Genomic DNA, 15,082 nt, shown 5'->3' on the forward strand with positions numbered 1-15,082 from the left:
CTTACAGGAAGTTGCGGATTCTACCAAACCGCCTCTGCTAAAACCCCAGGTACAAACCCAGCCCCAGCCATACCACAGCCGCCAGGCAGCCCAGCACCAGAATGTTGCGGCCGTGCTGGCGGTCAGTGGGTGTGAAGCCGAAGCGTTGGGAGCCATCGGGCAGCAGCTTACGATGAGAATAGAGGTGCCAGCCGATGAAAATAGCCATAAGACCGCCCAGCAAGGCCATCAGGTAGCCGGAAATTATCCAGCCGGGGTGGCTTTTCTCGGGGCGGGCCAGGGTATGCAAGCGTTGGCGGCGCAGGCGCTCCATCACCCCCGCCGACACATCGTGGCCCCGTTCGCGCAGCAGCTGCCGGGCCAGCGTTACGTCGTAGCTGCTCCATTCGTCGGCTTTGGTGAGCACGTCGAACAGCTCATCATCCGTGAATTTCAGCAGATAGTAGTCGGGCTGGAGGGAGCTTTGCTCGGGCAAGCTGGCGGCATCCTCCAGCTGGCGCACCGTTTCAAAGTCCCCTGGATTCAGCTTTACCTCCAGCTGCGGGTGGCTGGTAGTATCGTGGCCGAGAATGGCGTTGAAGGATGGCCGGCTGTAAACCGTTTCGAAAGGAATCCGGTGTTGCTCCAGCAGCAGAATTAAGCCATAGGCAGCTTCGGAGGTGGGAAAGGTCTGATAGGTGCGTAGCTCGGCCATCGGAATAGAATAGGCAAGCTAGATACAAAATTTCCGGGGTGGCCGGACTACGCGGCTGGCACAAACCGGCGAATTTCTCTTCACTTTTGCGTATGGCTTCCTCCCCGCGCTTTGTCCGAAATCCTGCTCTACCCACCATTCTGCCCCAGTACCCCGGCAACAAGATGATCGGGCGCGAATACTGCAACGGGGAGGAGCTCTACGAGCCCAGCTTCGGCACCGTCCTCAAATGGCAGCTGAGCAAGAACCCGCAGAAGGAAGAGAAGAAGGCCGATACCTGGGTGCCCGCGGTGGTGGACTGCACCGGTTTTCTGGAAAGCCGAGAGGATGGGCTGGTGTGGCTGGGGCACGCTTCGTTTCTGCTGCGCATAGCTGGCCGCACCCTGTTCTTCGACCCGGTGCTGTTCTCCTCCCTGGGTTTGCGCCGCCGCCACCCGCTGCCCTGCCGCCCCGAGCAGCTCACCGGCCTCGACTACCTGCTGCTCAGCCACGGCCACCGCGACCATCTGGACGAAAAATCGGTGCAGCTGGTGGCTCGTCAGAATCCGCAGCTGCAGGCCTTCGGGCCACTGGGCATGGCCGGGCTGCTGCGCGGTATGGCGCCCGCGCTGCCGGTGCAGGAGGCCGGCTGGTGGCAGTCGTTTGACCTGGGACCGGCGGCGCCGTTTGAGCTGTTTTACCTGCCCGCCTCGCACTGGCACCGCCGCGGCCTCACCGATATGAACCAGGTACTCTGGGGCTCTTTCCTGCTCCGCCTGCCCGAGGGACGTACGCTATACTTCGCCGGCGACACCGCCATGGCCGGCCACTTCGAGCTGATTGAAAAGCAGTTCGGCCCCCTGGATGTGGTGCTGATGCCCATTGGCGCGTACAAGCCCGGCTACATGATGCAGCTCAGCCACGTGAACCCGCACGAAGCGGCCAAAGCCGCCAATATCCTGCGCGCCGGCCACGTGGTGCCCATGCACCACGGCACCTTCGACCTGAGCGACGAGCCGGCCTCAGAACCTTTGCGGGAGCTGGAAATGGTAGCCCACGGCGGCATGCTCCGGGGCCAGCTACATGCCCCAGCTGTGGGTGAGGTGCTACGTTGGCAGGACTGGGAGTAGAAACCATCACCCCCTGTTAAACCCAAAACGCCCTGCCAGATCTGGCAGGGCGTTTTTCAGGATACATACTCCGAAAAGCAACTAGTTTATTGCCGTACCAGGCGCTGCGTGCTGGTTCCAGCGCTGGTGCTCAGCCGCACGGTATATACGCCGCTGCGCAACTCCTGCACCGGCAGCAGACAGGTACCCGCTCCACCAACGGGCGTCACCCGCTGACGCTGTACCAGTTGGCCTACGGTGTTGAACACCTCCACCAGTACCGGTTCGGTTCCGCGCAATCCGGTAAGCTGCAAAGAGGCGTTGGCACCCGTTGGATTAGGGTATAGGGCAACGGTACCATTCAGCTCTTTCGGCCGGGCCGCCAGGGCGGTACCCTGCATATAGGTATTCATCGTAACATTCGTAAATACTTCGGGAGCTTGCTCTGTATTGATTTGCGTTACCTGCTGCACCAACTCACCCTGGGCATTGTAGCGCCGCACGAAACGCTCAGACCCTGCTGCCAGCTTCCAGTCGGTACCTGCGGGTGTATAACTCATTCGCTCGGTTACATTGCCTTTGCTATCTGTTTGCTCAACAGCTCGGGCTATGTTTACCAGGTTACCATCTTTCTTGGCCTGATATACAGAGGTCGTGGTGCCTCCGCTGTAGGATTTTACGGTACGCTCACGAATACTCCAGCTTTGCGTGTTTTTATCCAAGTCCCGAATCTCTTGTAACACCAGCCGGCCTTGCGCATCCATTTCCTGGTGGGCCTGAGAAGAGGTTTCAGACGTGACCACCCCATTGGTTTTATAGGTGAGGTAATCCGTTCTATCTGTGAAGGAAGTAGCGGTGCCGGTGTACGTATAGAGAACTTTCATTTCCTGGGAAGGGTCTTTCCCGTTGCCAATCCACTGTTTACATACTAGCTCAGTTATCCGGTTGCTGGCATCGTATGTAGTCACTACGCTCCATTTCTCCAGCTGTACAACGGTACCATTTTGCCAGAGAGTGACCCCAGCAGATACCGGGTTACTATGCTCATCAAGAGCAGATTCTATTTTAATCCAGGGCTCCCAGGCCCCGTTTTTCCAGTACTCAGTGAGTTCATTGTCGTTGTAATAAAAACCACCTGGCATGGCCTTCGGGTTGGGCGTAAATTGCAGCCGCGAAGAGTTCACCCACTGGCCGTTTTCCACTCCCTGGAAAATTACTTCAACCTGATCTGGCACGCCGTTGAAATCCTGGGTAATGAGCCTACGCGCTCTGGGTGCCCCGGTCAGTGAGTCGGTACTGGTGATGCGGATGATCCGGTCTTTGGCATCCCGCTCCACCTGTATTTTGGCCGGTGGCAGCGCCCAGGTGCCCTTAGCGTCATCCCATAAGTACTCCATGTGGTTGACGTTCGGGTCCGTAACAGCAGCGCCGAGAACCTGGACACTACGTTTAGCCGCGGGCAGGCCTGCCTGCCGTGAAGGCACCGGTGGCAAATAGGATGCGGGAGCCTGGGCCTGAGCCTGGACGACGCCCACGCCGAAAAGCAATAAAGCGAGTACTGTTTGTTTCATGCGAAATAGATAGGAAAGTGAAATGATGGGTGCGCTACATCAAGCAGGGGAGCCATGGCGCCATTAGCAATAACTACCTGCAATATAGCAGCCTACCTGAGTTATTGCTAACAAATTCCCTATCTGATATCCGTTTTCTTCTATGGAAGCCACTGATGAAACACCCCATTATGCGAACCTGCCTTGGGAATAGTAGCTTTGCTATCCTTTTTCGGTTGAGTGATGCGTGGCCCTTTTACCAACAGCTAACCGCCAAAAGCTAACCGCCCAGCTCATGTCCCCTACCCTCGTGCTTAGCCTCATTGCGGGCTACTTCGTTGTACTCATCATCATCTCGATTCTGACCTCGCGCAAAGCCACGAGTGAGTCGTTCTTCATTGCCAACCGCAACGCGCCCTGGTACATGGTGGCCTTTGCCATGATTGGCACCTCCCTGTCGGGCGTCACCTTCATCTCTATTCCCGGCATGGTGGCCTCCCAAAGCTGGAGCTACATGGCCGTGGTGCTGGGCTACATTGTGGGCTACCTCGTGATTGGCACCGTGCTCATGCCGCTTTACTACCGGCTGCGGCTGGTGAGCATCTACACTTACCTGGAGCAGCGGTTCGGGTTCTGGAGCTACAAAACCGGGGCCTTGTTTTTCCTGATTTCCCGGGCCGTGGGCGCGGCGTTCCGGCTGTTCTTGGTGGCGGGCGTGCTGCAGCTGGCCGTGTTCGATGGGCTGGGCGTGCCGTTTGCCGTCACGGTTACCATCAGCATCCTGCTGATTTACCTCTACACCTTCCGTGGCGGACTCAAAACAATCCTCTGGACCGACACTTTCCAGACCATGGCCATGCTGCTGTGCGTGGGCGTGAGCATCTACCTCATGGCCGACGAGCTGAACCTGGGCTTTGCCGGCCTGGTGAAAACGGTGAAGGAAAGCACCATGTCGCAGATCTACTTCTCCGACCCCAAGGACGACAAGTTCTTCTGGAAGCAGTTTGCCTCGGGCGCGTTTATCACCATCGTGATGACCGGGCTCGACCAGGACATGATGCAGAAAAACCTGAGCTGCCGCTCCCTGCCCGATGCTCAGAAAAATATGTTCTGGTTTACGCTGGCTATTGTGGTGGTGAATGTGTTTTTCCTGTCGCTGGGCGTACTGCTCTACCAGTTTGCCGCCGCCAAGGGCATTCAGTTGCCGATGAATCCGGATACCGGTAAGGTTATCGGCGACAACGTGTTTCCGCTGCTGGCTACCAACCACTTCTCCCTGTTTGCGGGCATCGTGTTCATCCTGGGCATCATTGCCGTCACCTACGCCTCCGCCGACTCTGCCCTCACGGCCCTCACCACCTCGTTTTGCGTGGATATGCTCGATATCCAGCAGTACGACGAACAGCGCCAGAAGCGGCTGCGCCACCTCACGCACTTCGGTTTTTCCATCGTGCTGATCATCATTATCCTGATCTTCCGGGCCATCAACGACCAGAGCGTTATTACCTCCGTATTTAAGGCGGCGGGCTACACGTATGGGCCGCTGCTGGGGCTGTTTTCATTTGGCATCTTCACGCGCCGCGGCCTGCACGACAAGCTGGTGCTGCCCGTGTGCGTGGTGGCCCCGCTCCTGACATGGTTTATCAACGAGCACTCCGTGGCATGGTGGGATTACAAGTTTGGCTTCGAGATTCTGATGCTCAACGGGCTGATTACCTTCCTGGGGCTGCTGGCCATTTCGCGCCCGCGCCAGGTCGTCGAATTGAACCCCGCCGCCTAGCCGGGGGTTAGGGGAAGTCGGTGTACCTTTGCACTCCTTATTGCCCCGCCCTCCATGAAACATCTGTTCTTCATCTTGTTGCTCGTAGCTTCGGCCCAGGTGGCCCGGGCTCAGCAAACCACGGTGCTGAAACCCGGCCAGCGGGGCGTGCCGCGTCATTCCTCCGCCAACCGGCCCGATGTGCTGCCCAAGTTCCCGGGCGGCGCCGAGGCCTTGGGCGAGTTTCTGCAGATGAACATCCAGTATCCGGAGGCCGCGCGCGTCAAAGGAGTTACGGGGCAGGTGCTGATGGGCTTCCGGGTGGAAGCCGATGGGCGCGTAACGGATCCGCACATCATTCAGGGCCTTACGCCGGAGTGCGACGCCGAAGCCCTGCGCGTGCTACAGATGATGCCGGCCTGGCTGCCAGCCAAGCGCAAGGGCGAAACCCTGGCCATGCCGGTGCAGCTGCCCTTCACCTTCGGCTCAGCCGCCAACCTGGAAATTGAAAAGGGTAAAGTAAAATTTGAGTAAACGAGTCTTAGAACCTAGAAGTGAGAACCCAGAGCTTAGCGGCCATAAGGCACCAGTCAAAAATCTAAGTTCTCAGTTCTCCTATCTAAGCTCTAACCCAGTAGAATGGCAGCCAGAAGCGGAATGAATACCAGTGGCCAGTCGGGAGCCGATGTCCCCAAGGTCAAGCTTACCAAAGAAAACTTCCAGCGCGGGCTGCGGATTTTCCGCTTTGTATTACCCTATAAGGCGTCCTTCATAGCGGGCCTGCTGCTGCTGCTGCTTAGCAGTGTTTCCACGATGGTGATGCCCAAGATGCTGGGCTACATCGTCAACATTGCCAACCACCAGACGGCCGCACTGCCGCCATTCGTGCCCAAGACCATTACCGGCATTGCGCTGGTGCTGTTTGGCGTGGTGCTGCTGCAGGGAATTTTTTCCTTTTTCCGGATTTACTTTTTCTCGCGGGTCAGCGAGTTTACCGTGCGCGACATCCGCCGCACGCTCTACCAGAAGCTCGTCACGCTGCCCATTCCATTTTTTGAGCAGCGTCGGGTGGGCGAAATCACCTCCCGCCTGACCTCCGACGTAGCCAACATTCAGGACACGTTCACGCTCACGCTGGCCGAGTTTCTGCGCCAGATCCTGACGCTGCTGGCCGGCGTGGCCTTTATCATGTGGGAGTCGTGGCGGCTGTCGTTGTTTATGCTGGCTACGTTTCCGCCGCTTGTGCTGCTGGCGTTTCTGTTTGGGCGCAGCATACGAAAGCTCGCCAAGCAAACCCAGGACGAACTGGCCAAAACCAACGTCATTGTGGAGGAAACGCTGCAGGGCATTAGTTCGGTGAAAGCGTTTGCCAGCGAGCAGCACGAAGTAAAGCGCTACGGGGAGGGGCTGAGCCGCACCGTACAGGCCGCCCTGAAATCGAGCTTGTACCGCGGGGGCTTCGTGTCGTTTATCATCGTGGCCATCTTTGGAGGCATCTTCCTGGTGCTTTGGCGCGGCGCTACCTATGTGGAGCTGCCCCTCTCCGACCCGCGCCACCTGGACATGGGCGACCTGGTATCGTTCATTCTCTACACCATGTTCATCGGTGCCTCGGTGGCCGGGCTGGGTGAGATGTACGGCAAGATTCAAAGCAGTCTGGGCGCCTCGGAGCGCCTGCTCGAAATCCTGGATGAAACCTCGGAGCCCGTGCACCAGCCGCGCCCGGCCAACGTGCCTGCCCTGCACCTGCGTGGCAACATTGCGTACGACCACGTGGAGTTCCGCTACCCTACCCGCCCTGATCTACCGGTGCTCAAGGACATCAGCTTCCGCATTGAAGCCGGGGAAAAGGTGGCACTTGTGGGGCCGTCGGGCGCGGGCAAGAGCACCATCGTGCAGCTGCTGATGCACATCTACGAGCTGAGTGCCGGCCGCATCAGCATCGATGGGCACGACATCAACTCTCTTGACTTGACGGAGCTGCGCCAGCACATCGGTATTGTTCCCCAGGAAACCATGCTGTTCGGCGGCACCATCCGCGAAAACATCCTCTACGGCCGCCCCGGTGCCCCCGACGCCGACGTTATTGATGCAGCCCGGCGGGCCAATGCCTGGCAGTTTATCAGCTCCTTCCCCGAGGGCCTGGATACGGTGGTGGGCGAGCGGGGCATCAAGCTTTCGGGCGGGCAGCGCCAGCGCGTGGCCATTGCCCGGGCCATCCTGAAAAACCCCGTTATCCTGCTCCTCGATGAGGCCACTTCCGCCCTCGACTCGGAAAGCGAAAAGCTGGTGCAGCAGGCCATGGACGAGCTCATGCAGAACCGCACCAGCATCATCATCGCGCACCGCCTGAGCACCATCCGTAAAGTGGACAAAATCCTGGTTATCGATGGCGGCCGCATCGTGGAGCAAGGCTCCCACGAGGAGCTCAGCGAAAACGAAAACGGCCTCTACGCCAACCTGCTGAAGCTCCAGTTTGAGTTGACGTAGTAGCAGAGAGGTTTAGGAAAAGCAGAAAGGAGGAGCCGGGCTTCTCCTTTCTGCTTTATGGCATATTGAAAGTTAACAGACGCGCGTTAGGCAGGCAAACCTATTTACTATGCTTGTACATCGTACCCGCCGCTCTGCTATTATCCTGCCCGACCTTGGTCCCCTAGCAGGAATCCTGCTTTTGATCTGCGGGGCGCAGTTATCACGTCCAATGGCCGAGCCCGTGCCGCGCACCATTTTCTCTCCTTATAGTCTGAGTGATGATGGCATACACGCTCATTTTGGCAGCCGTGCCGTTATTCATATTGATGCCAGCCAGCGTACCTACATTACTGGCTACCCTAGCCTCCTGGCGGCTGCGGTACAACGGGTAGCTCGTTTGCACGGCGTTACCTTCACCCCGCACCAGCTAAGTCAGCTGCAGCAGCTCAACGTCATCAACCAGGATATTGAGCAAATGCCTGCCTGGCTGGACACTGCCCCTTCTCAGCGTTTTCGGCTGTCGACGGGCATTCCACCAACCTCTGATAATCATCAGCTAGACGATTATATAACGGCTATTACGCATACATTAATTGAGCAGGTAGTAGGAGAACCTTCTGCTTTGATGGATGCTCCGCCACTGCATGAGCCCACTCTGCCCGGCGTGACGCCGATGCCAGCCCTGATCAGTCAACTTCATCAAAAACTGGATTCGCAGCCCTTTGCCATTAGGCCCGATCAGCATGCCCAGGCCAGTCGCGTGATGGCGGTAATGGAATTGCTTGCCTGTAACTATATGGGACGCGGCATTAAGCTGATAACCGGGCGGCAAGACCGTTATTGGGAGCTATATGAACGTGCCCTCTTCACCACCCACCTTCGCCGAATATCAGCTGATTCACCAGACGCAGCAGCACCAGCGCAACACTAACCGCCCGCGTAAGCCGGCTACGTCGGACTCCTGGAAAAAGAAATTCCAGCTGTGGCTCGGGTTCACACTTTCGTCGGGTACTGTCTATTGGATTTTTGGGCCGAAGAAATGGCTGGCTTGGGCCCTGCTGGCCGCTATACTAACCGGCCTAAGCCTGCTGCATCAATGGTGGGAATACCGGAAGGCCTATCGACAGTTTGCGGTCCGCCTGCATCCTACGGGGTATTCAGTACGCTCAGAAGGTGTGGAAGTACACTGGCCGGACCAGACGGCGTATTACCGCTGGACGGATTTTTACCGCCTGCAACTGATTGGGAAGTGGCTATTGCTGTATACTTCCGTAGAAGACTGTTACTACCTGACGCTGACCAACCTGCCAAATACCGAGGCGCGACAGACCTTGCTCAGCTACCTTCCTGCTGATAATCTGGTAGTGCCGCCCGGACTTCTTGCTGATTGGGAAGTAGCTTGACGCTTGCCCGCAGCGGGCGGTTTATTATACCCCGAAAGCCGTACTTTTACCCCGTATCAACCCCACTTCACCCGCTTCCATGTACGCTATTTCCCGTAACACTTTGCTGGCCGGCACCGCCCTGGCTGGCGCGTTTGTCCTGACTGTTTCCTCGGCACAGGCCCAGCTCAATACGCCCGCCGCTTCGCCCAAGAGCACCATCCAGCAGCGCGTGGGCCTCACCGACGTAACCATCACCTACTCCCGCCCCAGCCTGCGCGGACGCAAGGCATTTGGCGGGCTGGTGCCTTACGACAAGCGCTGGCGCACGGGTGCCAATGCCACTACCAGCATCAAGTTTTCGGACGACGTGACGGTGGAAGGCAAGAAAGTACCCGCCGGTGAATACGGCATCTACACCATCCCCAAAAAGAACGAGTGGATTGTCGTGCTCAACAAAAGCACCAAACAGGGCGCGGATGTCGACGGCTTCAAGGACGATGAGGACGTGGCGCGCTTCACGGTGAAGTCGTACATGCTGCCCGGCCTGATTGCCGAGAAAATCACGGCGCCCAAGCAAGGCAAAGTCGAAACCTTCACCATCAACTTCACCGACCTCACGCCCGCTACGGCCAACGTAGCCATGGAGTGGGAGCTGACGGGTGCCAAGTTCAAAATCTCCTCGGATGTAGAAACCAAGGTGATGGCGCAGATTGACGAGAAAGTCATCAAAAATGCCTCGCCGAATGCCAACGACCTGGCAGCCGCCGCGGCTTACTACTACGACAACGATAAGGACCTGAAGCAGGCCCTGGCTTGGATGCAGAAAGCCAACGCCACCGACCCCAAGTTCTGGAACGTGCATACGGAGGCTAAAATCCGGCTGAAAATGAAAGACTACAAAGGCGCCGTAACGGCCGCCGAGCAGTCGAAGAAGCTAGCCCTCGACGCCAAAAACAACGACTACGCCGTGATGAACGACCAACTCATGGTGCAGGCCAAGAAAGACGGCAAGCTGTAAGCCAGTCGCCCCTAACCGGCAAAAAAGCCTGCTTCCTAAAAAAGGAAGCAGGCTTTTTCATGCCTGAAAACGCTCGAAAGCGGTAGCGGCTACGAAGGCGCGAGCCGCAGTAGCCGCGCAGGCCGGGCGCCTAGCTCCCCCTCTCAACGGGAGAGGGGGCCGGGGGGTGAGGCCCGCTGCCCCAGCTCCGCCAGCCCCATCACCAGAAAGCAGCCCAGCACGTTGTACCACAGGTAGGCAATATCCGTCAGCCAGAAGGCCAGCAGCGTGGCCACCTGCGTCACTACGGCCGCCCAGAACACGGCCCGGCCGTGCACGTGCTTCTGAAAAAAGGCCACCGCGAAAATGCCTAGGATGGTACCGTAAAACAAGGAACCCAGGATGTTGACGGCCTGAATCAGGTTTTCCATGCGGGCCGCGAACAGGGCAAACCCAATGCCCAGCATCCCCCACCCCACCGTGGCTCCGCGCGACACGCGCACCAGGTGCTTGTCGGTGCAGAGGGCCAGCGGGCGGCGCGTGAAAGGGCGGTACAAGTCGATGACGGTGGTGGAGCCCAGGGAGTTGAGGCCGCTGCTGGCGCTGCCGAGGGCCGCGCTCAGCACCACGGCCAGCAGTAGCCCTACCACGCCCTGGGGCAGGTAGCGCAGCACAAAGGACAAAAACACGTAGTCGGTGTCTTTCGCGTCGGCGGTGGGGGCGGTGCGCTGCACCAGAGCTTTCCAGTCGGTGCGGAGGCCGGCGGCGGCTGCCTGGGTGGTTTGCAGGCGCTGCTCAGCCCGGGCCTGGGTAGGCGCATCCTGGGCGTGGCGGGCGGCTACCAGGGCCGTGGCGGCGGCCTGCTGAGCCTGCTGCACCTGGGCGTATTCCTTTTCTAAACGGGCCATTTCGGGGGCTGCCGCGGAGTTCATACGCACCTGCTCATACACCGGCCGGTTGAAGGACAGCGGAGCAGGCTGAAACAGGTAGAACACGAACAGCAGCACCCCCACCAGCAGAATTCCGAACTGCATGGGCACCTTCACCAGCCCGTTCAGCAGCAAGCCTAGCCGGCTTTGGGTAATGCTCTGCCCTGATAAATACCGCTGCACCTGGCTTTGGTCGGTGCCGAAGTAAGACAGGGCCAGAAACAGGCCACCCGTCATGCCGGTCCAGAAGTTGTAGCGGTTTTCCCAATCGAAGTTAAAATCGACCAGGTTGAGCTTGCCCATGCGGCCCGCCACGTGTAGGGCATCGGTGAAGCCCACACCGGCTGGCAGGTAGTGCACCAGCAGGTAGCCCGCCACCACCATGCCGGTGAAGATAACGGCCATTTGCCCTTGCTGCGTGACCGTAACGGCGCGGGTGCCCCCACTTACCGTGTAGGTAATCATAACCGCGCCCAGCAGGCAGACCGTGAGCGTGGTATCCCAGCCCAGAATGGCCGACAGCACCAGCGCCGGGGCGTACAAACTCAGGCCGTTGCTGAAACCCCGCTGCACCAGAAACAGCCCCGCCGCCAGCGTGCGGGTGCGCCGGTCGAAGCGGGTTTGCAGAAACTCGTAGGCAGTGTACACGCCCAACCGGCTGTAGATGGGCACCGCCACCACCGCAATGAGCACCATGGCCAGCGGCAGCCCGAAGTAAAACTGGATAAAGCGCATCCCGTCGGCGTAGGCCTGGCCGGGCAAGCTCAGGAACGTGACGGCCGAAGCCTGGGTAGCCATAATGCTCAGCCCCACGCCCCACCACCGCGCCTGCCGCCCGCCCAGCAGATAGCCATCCAAAGAGTTGCCCGCCCGCCGGGTGCGCCAGGTGCCGTAGCCCACAATAAACAGCAGCGTGCCACCCAGCACCAGCCAGTCGAGGAAACTCATGGGGCGAAGCTGCGGGTGAGGTACGTAAAAAAGGCCACTTCCACCGCCAACGCCCCCAGCACCAGCCAGTACCAGGCCCGCCAGGAAGGCAGCAACGGCGGTTTGTCGTCGGCAGAAGCGTTGGATGAAGTCATGAGTTGCGGCTGTGCTGGGCGGTATTTACTTCCTTTTTGCAAGAGTGCCCGAAGGGTGGCTTATGCGTTACTTAGTTATTAATCAGGAGCTTCATTACTAAAGCACGTCATACTGAGCGGAGCCGAAGCATCTCTACCGCTTCGTTGTAATAGTAACCTAACAAAGCGGTAGAGATACTTCGGCTTCGCTCAGCATGACGGTTACTTTGGCAATGTCAGCACGCGAGATGCCTCGACTTCGCTCGGCATGGCACCATCAAAAACCTACTTCCCCAATGACACCATATTCGTGAGAAGGCGGTACGCGCCGGGCACGCCGGCGGGCAGCTCCCGGAAAAAGCTCAGGCCCGTGTAGATGTAGTGGCCCTTGCCGTAGTCGGCGACGAGGATGGCGCTTTCCTTGGCTGGCTCGCCGGGGTCGTGGGCGCTGATGACGGTCTGGTACTTGGGGTCCCACTTGCTGGGGTAGTAAAGGCCCTGTTCCTGCACCCATCCTTCAAAGTCCTGGGCGGTAATCTTGTTGGGCGTGTTCAGCAACGGCTGCTTGGGGTTCAGCAAGGTCACGGGCGCGTTTTCTACCGTCACCCGGTCGTTGGAGAGCGTGAGCGGGTACGGGCCGATTTCAGGCAGCACGGTGCCGCGGTTCACTACGTATTGCACCACCAAGTTGCCGCCCTGCTCCACGTAACGTAGCAGCGTGGGCTGCAGGGAACGGAGGCGGTCCACGGTGTTGTAGGCGCGCACGCCAAGCACCACGGCATCGAAGCGGCGCAGGCGCTCCTCCGTAATGTCCTCGGGCTTGAGTAGCGTGACGGAGTAGCCCACCTGGCGCAGGGCGTCGGGCACCTCGTCGCCGGCGCCCATGAGGTAGCCGATTTCCTGACCCTTGCGCTTAAGGTTGAGCTTCACGAGCGGAGCCACGGCCTCGGGAAACAGCGTTTGGGTGGGAATGTGGTTGTACTGAATGGTCTGGATGCCGCGCGTGTACGGCTGGTCGTCCACGGTAGCCACGGCCCGCAGCTCGCCTTTGCCCTCGGCCGCGCCCGCGCCGGGCTGCACCTGGAAGTACACCGTCTGGTCGGCGTCTTTGGCGAGCAGATCGAAGGAGATGCTGGCAGGCTCGGCCTTCCAGCCAGCGGGCAGGGTGAGGGCCACGCTGCCCTTCACGCCCGCTTTGCCGGCGCGCAAGGTCACGGGCACCGTTTTGGGCTGGTTATCGGCAAACACGTAGGCCCGCCCGCCAATGTTCACGGCCACCGGCGGCACCACCGTTAGCGGGCGGTACTTCTCTCCTTCTACCGGGTCGGTGCTTTTGTATTGGACGGGGATGGTATAGAAAATTTTTGTTCCATTTACTTCTAGCACAAAGAAGACCTCAGCTACTGGTATATTTTCAGGCTTACCCAGAACGTCCCTGTCCACCAAATTTGCTGAACCATGCATAGGCCAATCTATGGACTCTACTACTTTGGGAATTTTATACATACCTACAGTTCCATTATCGCGCAACCAATAAGGCTGTGACACTGAATATTCACTAGGCACTATAAAATCAATTTGCTTGCTAAACGGCTTATTAGCTTTCAAATTCTCAACAGCTTGTCCTAAAAGACCTAGTTGATTTTCTTCGGAGGACGCAATAGCTATTTCCTTAGTATGAAAATTGACCTGTACAATATATATCAGTTTAACAGGTACAGATGAGCGACTTAATGCCTCGACGTTTATATGAATTTTGTCGCCAGACGGAATTGACGCCTCCTGAGAAGTAGCAGATAGGCTTAGTCCCAAGCATCCGTATATCAGCCTGTCAATTTCTCTTTCTTTCTCACCATCCCAATAGCTTGCCTCCTTTGGCAATTTCCCTAGTGCCATCCGCACCTTTAGCAGCCCCGCCACACTCGCACTCGGGTTGCTCGGGTCATACTTGCGAATCACTTCATCAATCATCTTCCCAATAGCCGCGCCGCCGGGCACCCGGTTCCAGGTCATGTCCACGCCCTCGAACAGGTCGGTTTTGGCGGGCTCCCCTTTCAGCAGCTGAAAATACTCCAGCGCCTCGCCTCGCGTGGCGGCCGAGCCGAAGCCCTGGCTTTTGTGCTGGGAGCGGCTGCGGGCCGCAATTTCGCCGTAGCTCTGGCCCAGCAGCGGGTTGTAGCCACCGGCATCGAGCTTGAGGTAGCCGTCCATGTTCTCGCCGGGCTTCACGAAAAAGGAGCCCGTGTTCCAGACGAGGCGCTTGGCCTGCCAGGGCTGCACAAACTTCAGCTGCTCGGGGAAGCGCTTGGGGTCGGCGGCGGCCGAAAACGCCTCAATGGCCAGCAGGGCCGAGGCGGTGTGGTGGCCGTGGCCTGCCCGGGCATCGGGCGGAAAGCGGGTAATCATGACGTCGGGGCGGCGTTGCCGGATAACCCACACCATATCAGCCAGCACCTGCTCCTTGTCCCAGATGGTGAAGGTTTCCTCGGGGGTTTTGGAAAAGCCGAAGTCGTTGGCGCGGGTGAAAAACTGCCGCCCCCCATCGATGCGGCGGGCGGCCAGCAGCTCCTGGGTGCGGATAACGCCCAACTGCTCGCGCAGCTCCGGCCCGATAAGGTTCTGGCCTCCGTCGCCGCGGGTGCAGCTCAGGTAACCAGTTTCCACCAGGCGGCCGTTGGCGAGGTAGGCAATCAGGCGGGTGTTTTCGTCGTCGGGGTGGGCGGCCAGGTACAGGGCCGAGCCCAGCACGTTCAGCTTCTTCAGCCCCAGCAGAATTTCCGACGACGTCCAGGTTTTGGGGGCCTGGGCGTGGACTTTGCCAAGTAGTAGTGTATAAGTAAGAAGGAAGAATGTCGCCAGGGCGGCGCGAAGGAAGCTGGTGGAGCGGATGCGCATACGAAAGCTGAGAGGAACGCGGGGCGTAAAGGTATTGGGTTTACCCTTCGGCGGGTATAGAACCCGCCCGCGCCGCGCAGGTTGCGCGGCGTGGACGTAGCGTCCCGTCCGCTTCGTGCCATTTACTTATGAAGATGCTCGTCAAATAGGCCCTAAAGGATAACGAAACTTGTTAGTAGCTTTCTGCACCAAGAAAGGAAGCAGTAGCCCTCCTATTCCACTCCCAAGCATATACATCAGCCGAAAAGGCCT

General features: G+C 58.7%; 12 protein-coding genes. 7 read left to right on the forward strand and 5 right to left on the reverse strand.

The annotated features are described in order from the left end of the window. Nucleotides 1-37: 37 nt before the first annotated feature. Nucleotides 38-694 (reverse strand): hypothetical protein, encoded by a 657-nt coding sequence (locus I5L79_RS01270; RefSeq protein ID WP_196953202.1) that lies wholly within the window; start codon nt 692-694, stop codon nt 38-40. 92 nt (nt 695-786) lie between these two features. Between I5L79_RS01270 and I5L79_RS01275 the strand changes: the two genes are divergently transcribed. Continuing rightward, a complete protein-coding gene (locus tag I5L79_RS01275; protein WP_196953203.1) occupies nt 787-1,803 on the forward strand; it encodes an MBL fold metallo-hydrolase in 1,017 nt (338 codons plus the stop codon). An 86-nt stretch (nt 1,804-1,889) separates the two neighbouring features. Here the strand turns inward: I5L79_RS01275 and I5L79_RS01280 are convergent, their stop codons facing one another. Continuing rightward, nucleotides 1,890-3,353, reverse strand: a complete 1,464-nt coding sequence (locus tag I5L79_RS01280) for a T9SS type A sorting domain-containing protein (RefSeq protein ID WP_196953204.1) — start codon at nt 3,351-3,353, stop codon at nt 1,890-1,892. A gap of 274 nt (nt 3,354-3,627) precedes the next feature. On the opposite strand from I5L79_RS01280, the gene I5L79_RS01285 reads away from it, so the two are divergent. From I5L79_RS01285 to I5L79_RS01310, 6 genes are all read left to right on the forward strand, one after another. Next, nucleotides 3,628-5,112: a sodium:solute symporter gene (locus I5L79_RS01285; RefSeq protein ID WP_196953205.1), complete on the forward strand. Its 1,485-nt coding sequence runs from the start codon at nt 3,628-3,630 to the stop codon at nt 5,110-5,112. A gap of 54 nt (nt 5,113-5,166) precedes the next feature. Beyond that, nucleotides 5,167-5,625, forward strand: coding sequence for an energy transducer TonB (locus tag I5L79_RS01290; RefSeq protein WP_196953206.1), 459 nt, complete (start codon nt 5,167-5,169; stop codon nt 5,623-5,625). A 123-nt stretch (nt 5,626-5,748) separates the two neighbouring features. After that, nucleotides 5,749-7,581 (forward strand): ABC transporter ATP-binding protein, encoded by a 1,833-nt coding sequence (locus I5L79_RS01295; protein ID WP_196953207.1) that lies wholly within the window; start codon nt 5,749-5,751, stop codon nt 7,579-7,581. 109 nt (nt 7,582-7,690) lie between these two features. Then, nucleotides 7,691-8,494 (forward strand): hypothetical protein, encoded by an 804-nt coding sequence (locus tag I5L79_RS01300; RefSeq protein ID WP_196953208.1) that lies wholly within the window; start codon nt 7,691-7,693, stop codon nt 8,492-8,494. Beyond that, entirely contained in the window at nt 8,415-8,966 is a 552-nt protein-coding gene (locus I5L79_RS01305; RefSeq protein WP_196953209.1) for a hypothetical protein, read from the forward strand. The genes I5L79_RS01300 and I5L79_RS01305 overlap by 80 nt, the downstream gene beginning before the upstream one ends. A gap of 79 nt (nt 8,967-9,045) precedes the next feature. Further along, nucleotides 9,046-9,966 carry a DUF2911 domain-containing protein gene (locus I5L79_RS01310; RefSeq protein WP_196953210.1) on the forward strand — a complete coding sequence of 307 codons (921 nt, stop codon included), beginning with the start codon at nt 9,046-9,048 and terminating at the stop codon, nt 9,964-9,966. 143 nt (nt 9,967-10,109) lie between these two features. Here the strand turns inward: I5L79_RS01310 and I5L79_RS01315 are convergent, their stop codons facing one another. The 3 genes from I5L79_RS01315 to I5L79_RS01325 all read right to left on the reverse strand — a co-directional run bounded on the left by I5L79_RS01315 (nt 10,110) and on the right by I5L79_RS01325 (nt 14,830). Next, complete coding sequence (locus tag I5L79_RS01315; protein WP_196953211.1) at nt 10,110-11,822, reverse strand: sodium:solute symporter; 1,713 nt, start codon at nt 11,820-11,822, stop codon at nt 10,110-10,112. After that, on the reverse strand, nt 11,819-11,956 hold the full coding sequence (locus I5L79_RS01320) for a hypothetical protein (protein WP_196953212.1): 138 nt from the start codon (nt 11,954-11,956) through the stop codon (nt 11,819-11,821). The genes I5L79_RS01315 and I5L79_RS01320 overlap by 4 nt, the downstream gene beginning before the upstream one ends. Before the next feature lie 264 nt (nt 11,957-12,220). Beyond that, a complete protein-coding gene (locus I5L79_RS01325; RefSeq protein ID WP_196953213.1) occupies nt 12,221-14,830 on the reverse strand; it encodes a PIG-L family deacetylase in 2,610 nt (869 codons plus the stop codon). Nucleotides 14,831-15,082 lie beyond the last annotated feature (252 nt).

Origin of the sequence: Hymenobacter guriensis (assembly GCF_015773195.1) — a bacterium.
Lineage (GTDB): Bacteria > Bacteroidota > Bacteroidia > Cytophagales > Hymenobacteraceae > Hymenobacter > Hymenobacter guriensis.